The sequence below is a fragment of the Pseudoalteromonas translucida KMM 520 genome (assembly GCF_001465295.1).
Classification (GTDB): Bacteria; Pseudomonadota; Gammaproteobacteria; order Enterobacterales; family Alteromonadaceae; genus Pseudoalteromonas; species Pseudoalteromonas translucida.
The window spans coordinates 632,207-647,310 of sequence record NZ_CP011034.1; the positions used below are offsets into that span (position 1 = coordinate 632,207).

14 protein-coding genes and 1 pseudogene are annotated in these 15,104 nt (G+C 40.2%); 9 read left to right on the top strand and 6 right to left on the bottom strand.

Annotated features, from left to right (window positions below; genetic code table 11):
• Positions 1 to 86 precede the first annotated feature (86 nt).
• Together PTRA_RS02950 and PTRA_RS02955 are read left to right on the top strand one after the other, a co-directional pair.
• On the top strand, positions 87 to 530 hold the full coding sequence (locus PTRA_RS02950) for an SRPBCC family protein (RefSeq protein ID WP_058374506.1): 444 nt from the start codon (positions 87 to 89) through the stop codon (positions 528 to 530).
• Positions 527 to 1,339, top strand: a complete 813-nt coding sequence (locus PTRA_RS02955) for a sterol desaturase family protein (protein WP_058372622.1) — start codon at positions 527 to 529, stop codon at positions 1,337 to 1,339. Before PTRA_RS02950 ends, PTRA_RS02955 begins: the two co-directional genes overlap by 4 nt.
• 4 nt (positions 1,340 to 1,343) lie before the next feature.
• On the opposite strand, the gene PTRA_RS02960 is transcribed toward PTRA_RS02955, so the two are convergent.
• Together PTRA_RS02960 and PTRA_RS02965 are read right to left on the bottom strand one after the other, a co-directional pair.
• Entirely contained in the window at positions 1,344 to 1,739 is a 396-nt protein-coding gene (locus PTRA_RS02960; protein WP_058372623.1) for a hypothetical protein, read from the bottom strand.
• Positions 1,739 to 2,104: a hypothetical protein gene (locus PTRA_RS02965; RefSeq protein WP_208855514.1), complete on the bottom strand. Its 366-nt coding sequence runs from the start codon at positions 2,102 to 2,104 to the stop codon at positions 1,739 to 1,741. The genes PTRA_RS02960 and PTRA_RS02965 overlap by 1 nt, the downstream gene beginning before the upstream one ends.
• 259 nt (positions 2,105 to 2,363) lie before the next feature.
• Between PTRA_RS02965 and PTRA_RS02970 the strand changes: the two genes are divergently transcribed.
• Positions 2,364 to 2,798, top strand: coding sequence for a VOC family protein (locus PTRA_RS02970; RefSeq protein ID WP_058372624.1), 435 nt, complete (start codon positions 2,364 to 2,366; stop codon positions 2,796 to 2,798).
• A gap of 216 nt (positions 2,799 to 3,014) precedes the next feature.
• Here PTRA_RS02970 and PTRA_RS02975 read toward each other — a convergent pair.
• Positions 3,015 to 3,826, bottom strand: a pseudogene (locus PTRA_RS02975) (polysaccharide lyase family 7 protein); the annotation flags it as partial.
• A gap of 196 nt (positions 3,827 to 4,022) precedes the next feature.
• Between PTRA_RS02975 and PTRA_RS02980 the strand changes: the two are divergent.
• Positions 4,023 to 4,823: a hypothetical protein gene (locus tag PTRA_RS02980; RefSeq protein WP_058372625.1), complete on the top strand. Its 801-nt coding sequence runs from the start codon at positions 4,023 to 4,025 to the stop codon at positions 4,821 to 4,823.
• A gap of 8 nt (positions 4,824 to 4,831) precedes the next feature.
• Here the strand turns inward: PTRA_RS02980 and PTRA_RS02985 are convergent, their stop codons facing one another.
• On the bottom strand, positions 4,832 to 5,716 hold the full coding sequence (locus tag PTRA_RS02985; protein WP_058374508.1) for an AraC family transcriptional regulator: 885 nt from the start codon (positions 5,714 to 5,716) through the stop codon (positions 4,832 to 4,834).
• A 184-nt stretch (positions 5,717 to 5,900) separates the two neighbouring features.
• Between PTRA_RS02985 and PTRA_RS02990 the strand changes: the two genes are divergently transcribed.
• The gene (locus tag PTRA_RS02990) at positions 5,901 to 7,046 is read left to right on the top strand and encodes an iron-containing alcohol dehydrogenase (RefSeq protein ID WP_011327274.1); all 1,146 of its coding nucleotides are present in this window, start codon (positions 5,901 to 5,903) and stop codon (positions 7,044 to 7,046) included.
• A gap of 59 nt (positions 7,047 to 7,105) precedes the next feature.
• Here PTRA_RS02990 and PTRA_RS02995 read toward each other — a convergent pair whose 3' ends face one another.
• On the bottom strand, positions 7,106 to 7,492 hold the full coding sequence (locus PTRA_RS02995; RefSeq protein ID WP_058372626.1) for a MerR family transcriptional regulator: 387 nt from the start codon (positions 7,490 to 7,492) through the stop codon (positions 7,106 to 7,108).
• 99 nt (positions 7,493 to 7,591) lie between these two features.
• On the opposite strand from PTRA_RS02995, the gene PTRA_RS03000 reads away from it, so the two are divergent.
• The 4 genes from PTRA_RS03000 to PTRA_RS03015 all read left to right on the top strand — a co-directional run bounded on the left by PTRA_RS03000 (position 7,592) and on the right by PTRA_RS03015 (position 13,727).
• Positions 7,592 to 7,912, top strand: coding sequence for a hypothetical protein (locus tag PTRA_RS03000; RefSeq protein WP_058372627.1), 321 nt, complete (start codon positions 7,592 to 7,594; stop codon positions 7,910 to 7,912).
• 165 nt (positions 7,913 to 8,077) lie between these two features.
• The gene (locus PTRA_RS03005; protein WP_058374509.1) at positions 8,078 to 9,343 is read left to right on the top strand and encodes a TolC family protein; all 1,266 of its coding nucleotides are present in this window, start codon (positions 8,078 to 8,080) and stop codon (positions 9,341 to 9,343) included.
• Positions 9,340 to 10,572 carry an efflux RND transporter periplasmic adaptor subunit gene (locus PTRA_RS03010; RefSeq protein WP_058372628.1) on the top strand — a complete coding sequence of 411 codons (1,233 nt, stop codon included), beginning with the start codon at positions 9,340 to 9,342 and terminating at the stop codon, positions 10,570 to 10,572. Before PTRA_RS03005 ends, PTRA_RS03010 begins: the two co-directional genes overlap by 4 nt.
• Before the next feature lie 8 nt (positions 10,573 to 10,580).
• Positions 10,581 to 13,727: an efflux RND transporter permease subunit gene (locus PTRA_RS03015; protein WP_058372629.1), complete on the top strand. Its 3,147-nt coding sequence runs from the start codon at positions 10,581 to 10,583 to the stop codon at positions 13,725 to 13,727.
• Between the two features lie 86 nt (positions 13,728 to 13,813).
• Here PTRA_RS03015 and PTRA_RS03020 read toward each other — a convergent pair whose 3' ends face one another.
• Positions 13,814 to 15,049, bottom strand: a complete 1,236-nt coding sequence (locus PTRA_RS03020) for a TMEM143 family protein (protein WP_058372630.1) — start codon at positions 15,047 to 15,049, stop codon at positions 13,814 to 13,816.
• Positions 15,050 to 15,104: the final 55 nt, after the last annotated feature.

Below are 15,104 nucleotides of genomic sequence, written 5' to 3' on the forward strand. Positions count from 1 at the left end.
AAGCTAAAAAATGGTCGTGTAACAGCAAGTTTGCCACGAAAAAATTTTATATGGTAGGGCATTATGAAAATACTTATTATATAAAAATGATACAAATAACCTTAAAACAAAAGATTGCAGCAACGCCTCTACAAGTTAGAGACGCATTGCTTAATCATGCGCAATTAGAACGTTTTTTTAATGCTAAATTTGTTCTGCTAAAAAAGCAAAATGAAGGCGAAATAGTTGGCGGTAAAGGTGCTATTAGGCAAGTTATAATGGCAGGGATTCGCTTTGAAGAGCGTATAATTAGCGCCGACAGCAATCATATTAGTTATCAAATAATAGGCAATAAACCAGTTGCAGAGCACCGTGGCGATATTTATTTTTGCGTTAGCGATAATGCCCCAACAAGCACCGAAGTTACCTATAACATACGCTGTAAAATACCATGGTGGCTGCCAAGCTTTGTGGTTAAGTTTTTTATTAAAAAAGATATAGCACAAGCGCTTAATAAACTAAAAGCCAACTTTAAGGGCAACATATCATGAGCATAGAAATCATTTTACTTGCCCTTAGCCCTGTATTTATTATTTTTGTAAGTTATGAATTTATTAAATATCGGCGCTATTACGACATAAAAGACAGCTTGGCGAATACAGCACTGGCGCTTATGCACCAAGGCGCCGATGCAATTGCTTTAATTGTGCTAATGCCATTTTTTTATTGGCTGCATCAATATAGATTATTTGATATTGAACTGTCGGTGCTGACGATATTTGGCGCCTTTTTACTACAAGACTTTTTGTATTATTGGTTTCATAAAGCATCGCACCATATTCATTGGTTATGGGCTGCCCATGTGGTGCATCACAGTTCAACAAAAATGAACTTTTCAACCGCATTTAGGCAAAGCTTAATGTATCCGCTTGCGGGTATGTGGTTATTTTGGTTGCCAATGATATTAATCGGCTTTGATCCGCTGAGTGTATTTACCGTGGTGGCGCTTAATTTGGCCTATCAGTTTTTTGTGCATACCCAAACGGTAAGTACACTAGGCTGGTTTGAAAAGATATTTAACACCCCATCGCATCATCGAGTACATCATGCTATTAACCCCGGCTACTTAGATAAAAACTTTGCCGGTGTACTCATTATTTGGGATAAGTTATTTGGCACTTACGCTGAGGAAAAAGCCGATAAACCGTGTAAGTACGGTATTGTGGGGCAGTTAAATAGTAACAACCCACTGACCATAACTTTTCATCAATGGGCTTACTTAGTAAAAAGTGCATTTAAAGCAAAAGGGGTAACGGCAAAACTAAAAGTAATATTTGGCTACCCTACAAGTTCCAATTAACTGCTTATTTAGCGCGTCGTATAGCGATATTTTTACTGCGTGGTGCGCCTAATATAATGAATAAGTGACAAATACATACCGACAAAAATGCACTCACACCTAAAGCACCGCCGTAGCCGTCGAGTATGGGTACTAAGTATTCAAATAATAACGAAAATATAATAGCGGAGCTGGCAAGCGTATATATGCCAAAGCGGTGTGGGGCGCTCATACCAATAAAAGTACCACCAAAAAACACAACGCTGTATAACTCAGGATCAAGGTTAAGCCAGTAAAAAATTAAGTAAGTAACTATAGATAAGGCCGCAGAAGCTCTAATACCATCAAAACGACTATGCTTGGCTAAATAAAATGTTAAAAAAGCGCCTATCAAAGCTAATATAGAATATTCAATACTCATTACACTAAGCCTTTAGCTAAAGAATACAAAGCAACACTTGCAAAGGCTACACTGCCTAATCGGCCACCAAAACCAGCAAATGCATTTAAGGTAAGGGTGTACAGCGTTGCGCCAATAATTGAGATTATCGCTACTTCCCAATAGCTAGTAATTAAGCTAGTTGAGCACATACCGGCAAAGCTACCTGCATATATGGCCGCATAAGGGTGGTTTTGATAAAGCTTAGGAAAAGGAACAAACGAGCCAACTAGCCCGGTTAATGCTGCAGATATAACAAGCGGTAATGCAAAGGTTGTGTGCATTACAAAGCACGACATACAGCCGGCAAAAAATGTGATGGACTTTAATAATAAAAATTTAATCATAGCGCGCAAATTAGTACCTTATAGCGTGCGTATAATAAAGTAACACTTTAATGTTTGATAGCACAAAGCTAGAATTTTATAGCATAACTAATAATAGCTAATTGCCAAAAATAGTAAGTGTCAGAATTTAATCATTTTATTAGCCCAATAGCAGTAAGGGTTGTAAATGCTAAAATATACTCGTTAATGTTCTATAAATTACAAAGCATGTATAATGCTGACTGTTTAATTTATTAAAAGCTATTATCAAGGGTAATTTATGTCTAACTGTTTACATCTGGCTATTCCGGCTGGTGATTTAAATATAGCTAAAACTTTTTATTGCGATGTACTTGGCTGTAAAACCGGAAATAGCGAGCAAGGACGCTGGATAGATATTGATTTTTGGGGTAACGAGTTAACACTGCACCAAAGTGTTGAGCGCCTACCTACAGTTCGCCATGATGTTGATATGGGCGCAGTTGCCGTACCACATTTTGGTATTCATTTATCTGAAAACGAATTTAATGCGTTAAAACAACGTATTGAAAACGCGGGCTTAGAGTATTTAGATAAGCCATATCGCCGTTTTATAGGAGATGAGTTTGAACAAGAAACATTTTTTATAGAAGATCCAAACGGTAACGTACTCGAAATGAAAACCATGGTTAACCCTGAGGTTTTATTTAAGAAAAGTAAAGTTAGGGTCTGCTGACCTAGGCAGAACGCTTCGGGCAGCGCATGTTTGGCATTAATGCTATTTTATCGCCTATTTATGGGGAATAACCACACCACATAGGCTCTGCCTTGCCTAAATACCAAACACACTGCTGCAAATTCAACCTTGAAAGATCAACAGACCCTTATATTGTCCGCTTGTTTACTTTATTAAATAAGGCAAACAAGCGGGGCAGTAATAATTCAGTTACCTTTATTGTGGACTAGCAGGGCTTAATACAAGTTTACTAAAGCTCACTTGTGCATAGTCACCGTTTTGTTTATCTGTAGCCCAGTCGCCCGTACCTAAACAGCCCGGATACCAAATGCCTTTAGCATTTTTGGTACTACATTGGTTATACGCGCCGGCTTTAAAGTAGTGCCAATCAGCCGCATACCCATGCGGGTGCTCTTTTTCGTCTACGTTGCCATACGCATCTACGTTATTACCTAAGTTAATAGAGTAGCTAACATCGTTTTTGCCTGCTGTGCTAAATGTTAGGTGCATCACATTTTTATACACGTTTACTGTGTAACTAAATTCTTTACCTAATGCGATACCAGCATTGCCTGGCTCGTTAGGGTTTTCCCATGTGTTACCCCAAACAGGATAAGCTATATCAGTACGGTTAGGATCTGCTTTTGGTAGGTTACGCTCGTAGTTCCAAAAAACCGATCCCGTTTTATGTCCAGGCCACTTTTTATAATATATTTTAGTGGCTCGTTGCCCCAGCTATAGCCAAGCTTAGTGTCAATAAGCGCCTGAACTTTACCTGCGTGAATTTGCCCCGCAACAACAGAGTAGGCTGCATTTTTACTTGGATCAGTAGCACGTAATGCAACATGATCTACTTTTAGCATTGCTTCCATTTTGCCACCAATAGAGCCAAATTGATTCGATAGTGGGTGTACAGCAAGAGCAAAATTGTTTTTAAGACTTTTGGTTTTTATTTTTGTATTTGCTCCGCGGAGCATTTGCCTAAATTCACTGCGTGTATTGGTAGAATTGGCACTCGTGAGTGCTTTTTAGTTGCTTAATAGTAATGCCAATTTATTCTCAATTGAGAAAATAATTTTAAGTTATTAAAAAATAGCTATAAATTAGTCGTAAAAAGATAAATATGCCCTGATGAGATGATTTAAATTCAACTCAATATTGATTGACTGTATTAACTAAGTAAGTAGAATTTGCGCCATTACTCACCTTTTATTATTACTACTCATGTTAGTTAAATTAATGGTTGCTCCGCTATTACTGCTCTTTATTTCTTACGCGCAAAAAAAGTTTGGTAGTTTTATAAGCGGTATTATTCCCGGCTTGCCAATCACCTCTGGGCCTATTTCATATTTTATTGCTATAGAGCAAGGAAAACTGTTTGCAGCTAACTCCGCGGTGGGCGCTTTATATGGCATGAGTGGTATTGGTTTATTTTGCTTTGTGTATATGGCGGTTTCGTATAAGTGTGGCTTAGTAAAGTCGTTGTTAACAGCGCTGAGTGTGTGGTGTTTATTTAGCATATTGACATTATTTTTACCGGTTAATATTTTTGTAGCATGCTTGTTCTCTATTAGTACTTTATTGGCTTTAACTTTTGCAACTACAAAATTAAAAGTAGCGATAGATGCAAAGCCTTTAAATTCAAAATGGGAGCTGCCAATAAAAATAGTGTTAGTAACCAGTTTTATTATGTTGGTTACCTTTATTTCTGAGCATATTGGTTCGGCATGGAGTGGATTGCTTTCTACTTTTCCGGTTATTTTAGCGGTAATGGGCAGCATAGCGTATATCAGTGATAAAAAAGACTCAGCGCTTAAAATACTAAACGGCGGTATTATTGGCTCATTAGGTGGATGTATATTTTTTGCAGTTATTGCATTGCTATTAAAATACGATATTTTAATTTGGCAAGTTTATACAGTGGCGACTATTAGCTCGGTATTGTTTACGCTTATTTTTAGCCATTTTATAAACCGTAAATATGTTAATCCTGTTGCTTTTAGTACCGCTAAAACGCAGCTTTAGCGGTTTGTTTACAGTAACATTTCTTTTGGTGTTTTATTAAAGTGGCGTTTAAATTCTCGGCTAAATTGCGATGGGCTGGTATAGCCTACTTTTAATGCGGCTTCGTTGGCTTTGCTGCCATTGGCGGTTATAAGTGCTTTTGCTTTAGCTAAACGCAACTTTTTTAAATACTGCAACGGCGACTCAAAAGTCACTTGTTTAAAGGCGCGATGAAACGACGAAATACTCATATTTACGTCCTCTGCTAACCCCTCTACTGTGATGGGGTTTGCATAATTGCTATGCATAATAGACAGTGTGCGCGCTATACGTGCGTAGTGGCCGTCGTGCATAGCAAGGCCAAACAAGGTATGTCCTTGGGGGCCGCAAAGTACACGATATACTAATTCTTTAACTATATCTTCGCCAAATACTTGTGCTTCAAGTGGGTTATTTAACACAGTTAATAAACGCTTAGTTACCCGTTCCATTGCGTTATCGAGTTTAGCCGATTGCACGCCACTCATTTGCCCGCATGTTGGTGGTAGAGCAAATTGTTTATGCTCAGTCATTTGGTTAACGAGTTTGTGCAATAACGCAGGGTTAATATCAATAGCAATCCCAAGTACTGGTAGGTCACCATCAGTAAAGGCTTCGCATTCTAACGGTACAGGAACGCCCAATACTAAATAATCCCCCGCACCATATTGTATTTTATGATCTGTAAAATGAATTACTTTATGCCCTTGCCCGACCACAATAATCCCAGAGTTATAAATAAGCGGCTGTCGCGGCGAGCTTTTACTGGCGCGATGAAAATAGACTCCAGTAATAATGGTTTCCATCGTGCCTTCAAAATTGTGTAACTGGTTGTGCTCTGCGTACTGCTGCAGCATATTGGCAATGGTGGGCATAAAAGCATCTTTACATGGCTGATTTTTACGTAAAATAACAATGTTGATAGTTTTAGGCAAGCTTTTGCGCGTTATTGGGCTTTTTTTATGTTTGTTTTGCCAGTAATATGCACTCATTGAAGCTTTACTTAGTGAGCTACTAAGTAAGTTGAACCATATTTAATCGTCACCCTAGGATAAAATAATGAAATTTAGCTACGTAAATCCAACACTAATTCAATTTGGGCAACAACAAATAGCCTCACTAACTGATTTGATCGCAAAAGATCAAAAAGTACTAGTTGTGTACGGCGGCGGATCAATTAAAAAGAACGGCGTATACGACCAAGTAGCAGCAGCACTTGAAGGTTTTGATTGGGTAGAGTTTTCGGGCGTTGGCGCTAATCCAACAATTGAAGTACTAGATCAAGCAGTAAAAATATGTAAAGAACAAGACATCGACTTTGTACTAGGTGTTGGCGGCGGCTCAGTTATTGACGGCGTTAAATACATTGCAGCTTCAGCAGTATACGATGGCGAAGGTTGGGATATTCCTACTGGTAAGCATAAAGTAACTAGCGCATTACCAATTGGTGCAGTACTTACATTACCAGCTACAGGTTCAGAGTCTAACCAAGGCTCAGTAGTAAGCAAAGCTGCTACAAAACAAAAACTCCCGTTTATGTCACCAGCAGTACAACCTAAATTTGCGATTATGGACCCTGATGTAATGAAAACATTACCACAGCGTCAACTTGTAAATGGTTTAGTAGACGCATGGGTGCATACCTGTGAGCAGTACTTAACGTTCCCTGAAGGTGCATTAGTACAAGATGGTTACGCAGAAGCATTACTTAAAGCACTTAAAGTACTTGGCGATAACTTTGAAAACCAAGATGACGCATGGCGTGCAAATCTTATGTGGTCAGCGAATCAAGCATTAAACGGTTTGATTGGTTCTGGCGTATCGCAAGATTGGGCAACCCACATGATTGGTCACGAGCTTACAGCTGCATACGGTGTTGATCATGCACGTTCGCTTGCAATAGTTCAGCCTTCTTTACTACGCAATCAATTTGCAGTTAAAAAAGCAAAACTTGAGCAAATGGGCAAAAACGTATTTGGCCTTGCACAATCAGACGATTTAGCAGAGCTAACAATTCAAGCAATTGAAGCGTTTTACCATAGCCTTGATGTAGCTACGCAGCTTACTGAACATGGTGAAGATAAAGCAGCAGCGATTGACAATATTATTGGCAAACTTGAAGCGCATGGCATGCTTGCCCTTGGTGAAAACCAAGCAATCACGTTAAAAGAAAGTCGTGAAATTTTAGAACAAGCAGTCGCTTAATTTAAAGTGTTATTAATTAAAACCGCTAGCCCTATAGGTTAGCGGTTTTTTTATGCGTATTAACTATTTAATTCTTTTATTATTTGGCAGTCGTTTATAGTACTTGCGTTGCAGTTAGTTAATAAGCTGGCAAGCGACAGCTCGAGCTTTTTAAGTTCTTTTTGTGCGGCTCGTACTTTAATTAATTGGTTTTCAATAATGTTATCAACTTTTACACACGGGCCGTCACCAAGTATTTGCGCCGCTAACAGCGCTTTAATATCGTCTATCGGAATTTGTAAATCGCGACAACGTCGAATAAAAATCAGACGCTCTGTGTCTGCTTGGGTGTAGGTTCTATAGCCATTGCTAGCACGTTTTGGAGCTGGAATAAGGTGTATTTGCTCATAATAGCGAATTGTTTTTGCATTAATATTAACTAAGTGAGCAAGTTGCTTGATTTGCATATTGACCTTCCAGTAACTAGAAGGTTTATTATGGGTTTTGTTCTCGTTATACTCAAGTTATTTAAAGAGATGTAACTTTTTGAATTTTATAGGCAGACAATGCATTCAAAACGTTTTTTAATAGTGATACTTTTAGTACTTGTACATAGCTTTATTAGCTGTGATGGTGCTGCGTATCATTTACAAGAAGACGTAGATCACATAACCAGCGCGCAGTTACAAAGTAACATAACTGCCGATGGTAGCCAAAATGAGGCTCAAGCCTCTGCCGAAATTCATGCTCACCAACATTGTCATAGTGGCTATTACAGCACAGTAAACCACTCAATCAACCCTGAGCAGAGTAACCCTGCGTTACCTGTACGCTATTGTGGATTAATTTATCCACCTATGTCGCGCCCTCCTATTTCACTTAGCTAGTTTTAATTTACCTTAATAAAATATGGTGCATTTTACTGCCTGCGTTTAGACGCTATATAGGCTGTGTTATATGCATATTTAGGTTGCTTACAAATTTACATTGCGCTTTTTAATTTTAAATTATTTTGTAAGTTAACCCTGTTTGTTAAAAAATGGACAAGCTATATGAATAAAAAACCAATTATGCTGGTGGCACTACTTTGCGTGCTGCCGGTATATAATGCGCTGGCTAATATTAGTGCGAGTGAAAATATACTCACGCTTAAGCAAGCGCTGAGTAATACCGAGCAACAAAATCCGATATTAAAACGCTACCCCTATCATCAAAAAATATTGAGCGCGCTTAAATCTCAAGCCACACTTTCGCCAAACCCTGTGCTTAGTGTTGCAGTTGAAAATGTGTTAGGTACTAATGATGCGCGTGGCGTAAAAGGCGCTGAAATAACGCTCGGGCTTAGCCAACTTATTGAGCTGGGAGATAAACGCCAAAGTAGAGTAAGTTTTGCTACTGCAAATATTAAAGCGCAGGCTATACAGTATCAAAATACGCGTTTAGCGTTATTAGCTACCACCGCAGAGCGTTACTATAGCGCACTTAAATTTCAAACCTTATTAGCATTAAATGTTGAGCGAAAAAGCGTTGTAACACGGGCGCTCAAAACAATTGAGCAAAGAGCAAATGCCGGGGCTGTATCGCAAGCCGATGTAAGTCGTATGCGGTATGCACTTAGCCAAGTAGAGCTTGAGCAAGTAAAGCTAACAAGTGAGTTTGAGCGCGCGCGTTTATTACTTAATGAGCTTTGGATTGATGAGCAAAGTAGTGCTTTTTTAGCGGGAAATATTAACGTCATCACGCCGCTTAAATCACAGCAAGCGCTTTTAGATGCGGTAAATTTAGCACCTGAATTTGCCTTACTTCAGCAGCAATATATACAGCAAACGGCTAACTTAGCGCTGCAAAAAGCCAATGGGCAAAGTGATATAAATATTGGTGGTGGTGTGCGTTACAACCAACAAAGTGATTCGAGTTCATTGTTGTTTTCGTTTTCTATGCCACTGCAAATCAGTAATGCTAATAGCGGTAATATTGCTGCAGCAGCAAGTGAGCTTGCGCTTTTAAACCAGCAGCAAGGGCTGTTGCGAGTTCAGTTACGCCAGCAAGTACGTACTCTGTATGCTTATTATCAAGGGGTAGCAAATCAAGCCACGTTATTAAATAAGCAAATAATTCCTCAGACACAAACATTGATAGAGCAAAGCTTAAACAGCTATCAACGCGGGCAAATTTCGGTGCTGCAGTTGCTCGATGCTCAGCAAGCACACTTTGACTCTAAACGCGCACTCATTGCAACCCACGCAGAGCTGTACCAAGTGCTACTTACCCTTGAGCGTTTAACTGGCCAATCTTTAATTGAGACTTACCAATCATGAATAAAAATATAATTGTATTATTAGTATCACTTTTACTTGCTGGCAGCGTGTTAAGCACCAGTGTACTTGCATCTGCCGAGCATGGAGAAACTGAGCAACAAGAGCAAAAGCAAGGTCCACACGGTGGTTTTTTATTAGCTGATCCTAAGTTAACTCTTGAGCTTAAATTACAAGAATTTGCCGGTAATGTTGAGCTGCGTATATACGCTTACAAGCAAAATAAGCCAATTAATATAAGAGATTTAAACATAACAATGAGTTTAAAACGATTAGTTGAAGCGCCGCAAAATATACAGTTCACAACGGAGGGCGACTACCTCGTAAGTACGCAATCAATTAACGAACCGCATTCATTTGTACTTGCCGTTACTGCTAATTATAAAGGCGAGAGTATTAGCTATGAGTACGAGCAACACGAAGGGCGAACCACGCTAACAGAGCGAGCTATTGAACGCGCAGGCATTAAAACCGAGGTAGCGCAAAGTGGTGAGGTAGATATTACCGATACGCTTTTTGGTGTTATAGCGCCAACCCAGCACGGCACAGTAGAAGTAATGGCGCCGTATACGGGATTGATCAGTGATATTTTTGTAAGCATTGGCCAAAGCGTTAAAAAAGGCGAGGCGCTTGTAAGTATCACTAACCGCGAAACACTGCAAAACTACACCATTAAAAGCCCTATTAGTGGCGTTGTAACTGAGCAATATTTAAAACGTGGTGAGCTTGCAAGCACCAGCGCACTTATGCAAGTAGTTAACCTTGATAATGTATGGGTTGAGCTGTCGGCTTTTCCCGAAAATATTGAAAAGCTAGCCATTGGGCAAAGCGCTAAAGTGTACGACCTACATCATCATTTAAATACACAAGGGAAAGTGTTTTTTATAGCCCCAATGATGACTGGAGGGCACATAGCCCGTGCCCGTATAGAGCTTAATAACCCAGACGGGCACTGGCGCCCAGGCATGCATATAAATAGCGATGTAAGTGTGGCTAAAATAAATGCCAGCGTGCGGGTAAAGCCACAAGCAATTCAAGAGTTTAACGGTCAACCAAGTGTGTTTGTTCGTAAAAATAATGTGTTTGAAGTGCGTCCCGTTACCTTAGGTGCAAAAAATAGCGAATGGGTAGAAGTACTTACAGGCTTAAACGCGGGTAGTGAATACGTAACAGACAATAGTTATGTAATTAAAGCCGATATTTTAAAAAGCGGCGCAAGCCACGCTCACTAGGAGGCACCATGATTAATTGGATAGTTTCTTTTGCGGTTAAACGCCGCATGCTGGTGCTTGCGCTTACATTTTTATTTGCTGGGTTTGGTGTATACAACATTCAAAATTTAGCGGTAGACGCAGTACCCGATATAACCAACGTACAAGTGCAAATTAATACCAAAGCACAGGGCTTTACGCCATTAGAGGTAGAGCAACGCATTACCTATTTAATCGAAACCGCCATGGCGGGCATACCTAAGCTTGACTACACTCGTTCGCTTTCGCGTTATGGGCTTTCGCAAGTAACGGTTATTTTTAATGAAGGCACAGATATTTATTGGGCGCGTCAGCAAATTGGTGAGCGTATTCAAAGTATTCGCTCCGACTTACCTAGTAACGTAGAGCCAAACTTGGGTCCTATTGCCAGTGGTTTAGGCGAAATATTTACTTATAGTGTGCATACACAGCCCAATGCGTTAAAAGACGATGGCACCGCTTACAACGCCGAAGACTTACGTACTTTGCAAGATTGGGTTATTCGTCCGCAGCTTTTAAAAGTAAAAGGCGTAACCGAAATAAACAGCCAAGGTGGTTTTGAGCGCCAGTACCAAGTAGCACCAGTGCCCGAAAAATTGATTGCCTATAAGCTTACTATTAGCGATGTAATTAGTGCACTTGAGGTTAATAACAGTAACCGAGGGGCAGGTTATATTGAGCGCTATGATGGGCAATATTTAGTACGCTCGCCAGGGCAACTTAAAACGCTAGAAGATATAGCCAATACCGTTATTGCTAAGCGCGATGATGCACCTGTACGCATTAAAGATGTGGCTAACGTGCATTTAGGCAAAGAGCTTAGAACAGGCGCGGCGACTTATAATGGCGAGGAAACCGTGCTTGGTACTGCCATGATGCTCATTGGCGAAAACAGCCGCGTAGTTGCAAAAGCCATGGCTGATAAGTTAGTTGATGTGCAAAAAAGCTTACCCGCTGGCGTAATTGTTGAAGCGGTTTACGATCGTACTACTCTTGTTGATAAAACCATAGCAACGGTGCAAACCAATCTGTTTGAAGGCGCCGTTTTAGTGATAGTAATTTTGCTATTACTACTGGGTAATGTAACGGGCGCGCTTATTACTGCAATGGTTATTCCGCTCAGTATGTTGTTTGCCATTACAGGTATGGTGGGTAATCGCGTATCGGGTAACTTAATGAGCCTAGGTGCAATCGACTTTGGTTTAATTGTTGATGGTGCTGTAATTGTAGTCGAAAACTGCCTGCGCCAACTCGGTGTGGCGCAACATAAACATGGCAGGCTACTTACGTTAAACGAGCGTTTAAATGTAGTGACTGCAGCCACCAAAGAGGTATTTACACCGGCTGTATTTGGTATTGTTATTATTATGCTGGTTTATTTACCTTTATTTGCACTAAGCGGCGTTGAAGGAAAAATGTTTCAGCCAATGGCGTTTACTGTAGTTGCTGCATTAATAGGCGCGCTTATTTTTGGCGTTACCTTTGTACCTGCTGCTATTGCGGTATTTGTTCGCGGTAAGGTTAATGAAACCGAAAACGCAGTCATGCGCGGCGTTAAAAAAGTATATAAACCATTACTTGGTATATCGCTCAAATTACCGTGGCTTATGGTGGGTATTGCTACTGCATTAGTATTGGTGCTTGGTTTTAAAGTTAAAAATATGGGGGCAGAATTTTTACCGCAGCTTGATGAGGGCGATATTGCTATGCATGCGCTGCGCATTACTGGCACCGGTATTGAGCAATCGGTACAAATGCAAAAAGAGCTTGAACAAGCCATTTTAAAGCAACCCGAAGTCGCTAACGTTTTTTCAAAAATTGGTACTGCTGACGTGGCAAGCGATCCTATGCCGCCAAACGTAGCCGATACTTTTTTAATGTTAAAACCTCAAGAGCAATGGCCAAATCCAGCACTCACTAAAGAAGAGTTGATTAAACAAATTCGTACTCGTGTTAACGATGTGCCTGGTAATAATTACGAATTCACACAACCAATAGAAATGCGCTTTAACGAGTTAATTGCCGGTGTGCGCGCCGATGTAGCACTGCGTATTTACGGTGATGACTTAAGCGTACTTAAAGCGTTTGGCGAAAAAGCGACAGGCTTAATGCGTAATATTGCAGGCGCTACCGATGTACGTTTGGAGCAAATGGAAGGGTTGCCAACACTTTCGGTAACACCAATGCGCGACCACATGGCGTTATTAGGCTTAAGTGTAAACGACATTCAACAAACACTTGCCGCCGCTGTTGGTGGTGTGCAAACCGGGCTAATTTACGAGGGTGATAAACGCTTTTCGTTATTAGTGCGCCTTGATAAGCGTTGGTCTAGCGATGTATCAGCACTTGCCCGTTTGCCAGTTGCTTTACCTAAAGAGAGCAACCCGGAACTTGCGTTTGTACCGCTAGGTGAAGTGGCGACTATCAGCATTGAAAAAGGTCCTAACCAAATAAACCGCGAAAGTGGTAAGCGCAACGTAGTGGTAACTGCCAATGTAGAAGGGCGCGATTTAGCAAGTTTTGTAAGTGATGCGCAAGCAAGTATGAATACAGATCTTAACTTACCAAGTGGCTATTGGCTTGAATACGGTGGCACATTTGAGCAATTGCAATCGGCAAGTAAGCGGTTATCCTTGGTTGTGCCGGTCACTTTATTGCTTATATTTGGCTTACTTTATAGCGCCTTTGGATCGTTGCGAGATTCGTTAATTATATTTAGTGGCGTGCCTTTGGCGTTGACTGGTGGTGTGTTTGCATTATTGCTGCGCGATATGCCGCTTTCAATTTCAGCAGGTGTTGGCTTTATAGCCCTAAGTGGCGTAGCCGTATTAAATGGCGTGGTTATGCTTTCGTTTATTAAGCAATTACGAAGCGACGGTTTGAGTTTGTTTGAAGCAATACACAGCGGCGCATTACAGCGCCTGCGCCCAGTATTGATGACAGCACTAGTGGCGAGCTTAGGCTTTATACCCATGGCACTTAATACGGGGACGGGGTCTGAAGTGCAAAAACCTTTAGCAACAGTAGTGGTTGGCGGAATTATTTCATCCACTTTACTCACGCTGTTAATTTTGCCCGCACTTTATAAATTAGTGCATGCAAAGTTTAATAAGCAAAAAGAGGCTGAGTTAATCTAAATATTATCGATTTAAAGCTAATAAAAAAAGCAGCTGTAGTTACAGCTGCTTTTTTTATTTGGGTATTATTTAGCAAAAATACTAGATTAATTATATTGAAAAAGATTATCCCAGCGCTCATCCAGTATGGTTTTTGCGTGATCTAAATTTATTGCGCTATACACACCATTAATGCACGTTACTAAGCGCATACGCACCAGTTTTTCAAGCGCGTCAGTAATTTCAAAATCGAGATCGCACTGGTATTTGCTTTTAAACCAAAGCTCTATTTGCTCATCAAGCATTTGTGCGCTTAAGCCACTTTCTGATTTTAGTAAAAAGGTATACGCAAGCAGGGCTTCTTTTATGTCTTCTTCTTCGGCGGCATCTATAAGCGTGTGAAATACGCCCGCGTTGTTATCGAGATTTTTAAAGTAGAGGTTATCGCTTAGGGCTTTCATAAATTTTATTTTGCGGTTTTTAAACTTACTCCATTCTTTAAAAATAAAGCTGCCAAAAACCCCCATACCAATGGCAAAGGTAATAAAATGCTGTTGAGTCATTTCTACGGCTTCATTTCTAAAACCACCCCAAAAAGCAAACAGAGCAAGTAATAATACGATTGATGCGCCCAATTTAGTGATAAGTACCACCGCACCGCCAACTAAAGCGGATGAACCAATAATGACCTTATCGATAGGGCGCATGCGCACTTCGCTATTAGGAAATAGCATTTCAAGATCCGCCTTTGGCACATTTTGAAATAGCTTTACTATGGTTGAACTTGGCTCAAACCCCAGAGGCGTTTTATTTTTAGCTTTAAAATAAGCGCTATCTTTAAAGCGAATAAACACCGCAACACGGTCGTAATTAGTAAAGTGCAACGGCTTTTTACGAAGGCCCCAAAAGCTGGTAATAGTTTCACTAAGTTGCGACTCGCCACGGCGATAAAAAACCACTTCTTCAAAGTCATCAAATTCAACTTCAAGGCGCACTTTAAATAGTGACTCTTCGTTTAATGCATCTTGTAAGTCTTCATTGGTGATCACTTCAAAATTAGCGGCGTTAAGTACCTTGGCAAAATCTTTAGCAAAATCACGTTGGCACTGTGCTTTTTGTTCTGCCGATACCGGGGCTAAAGATCGTGTGTCGCTATTGGGATCAAACGGCGCATAGTTATTTTTAAGTGACTCAAGTGTTGCGTGGTAATCGTAATGAATAAGGCTGGCTAATAAATCACAAAACTGTTTAAACGATGTTTGTTGCGTGTTGTTATTGAGCTCTTCGCTACACATATCAACAATATCTTGCTTTCTAAAGGGAATAAAACGCGCACTTTGCATAAATTAATAACTACTGTAATAAGTAAATTCAATGATATAACTCAATAATAAAAGA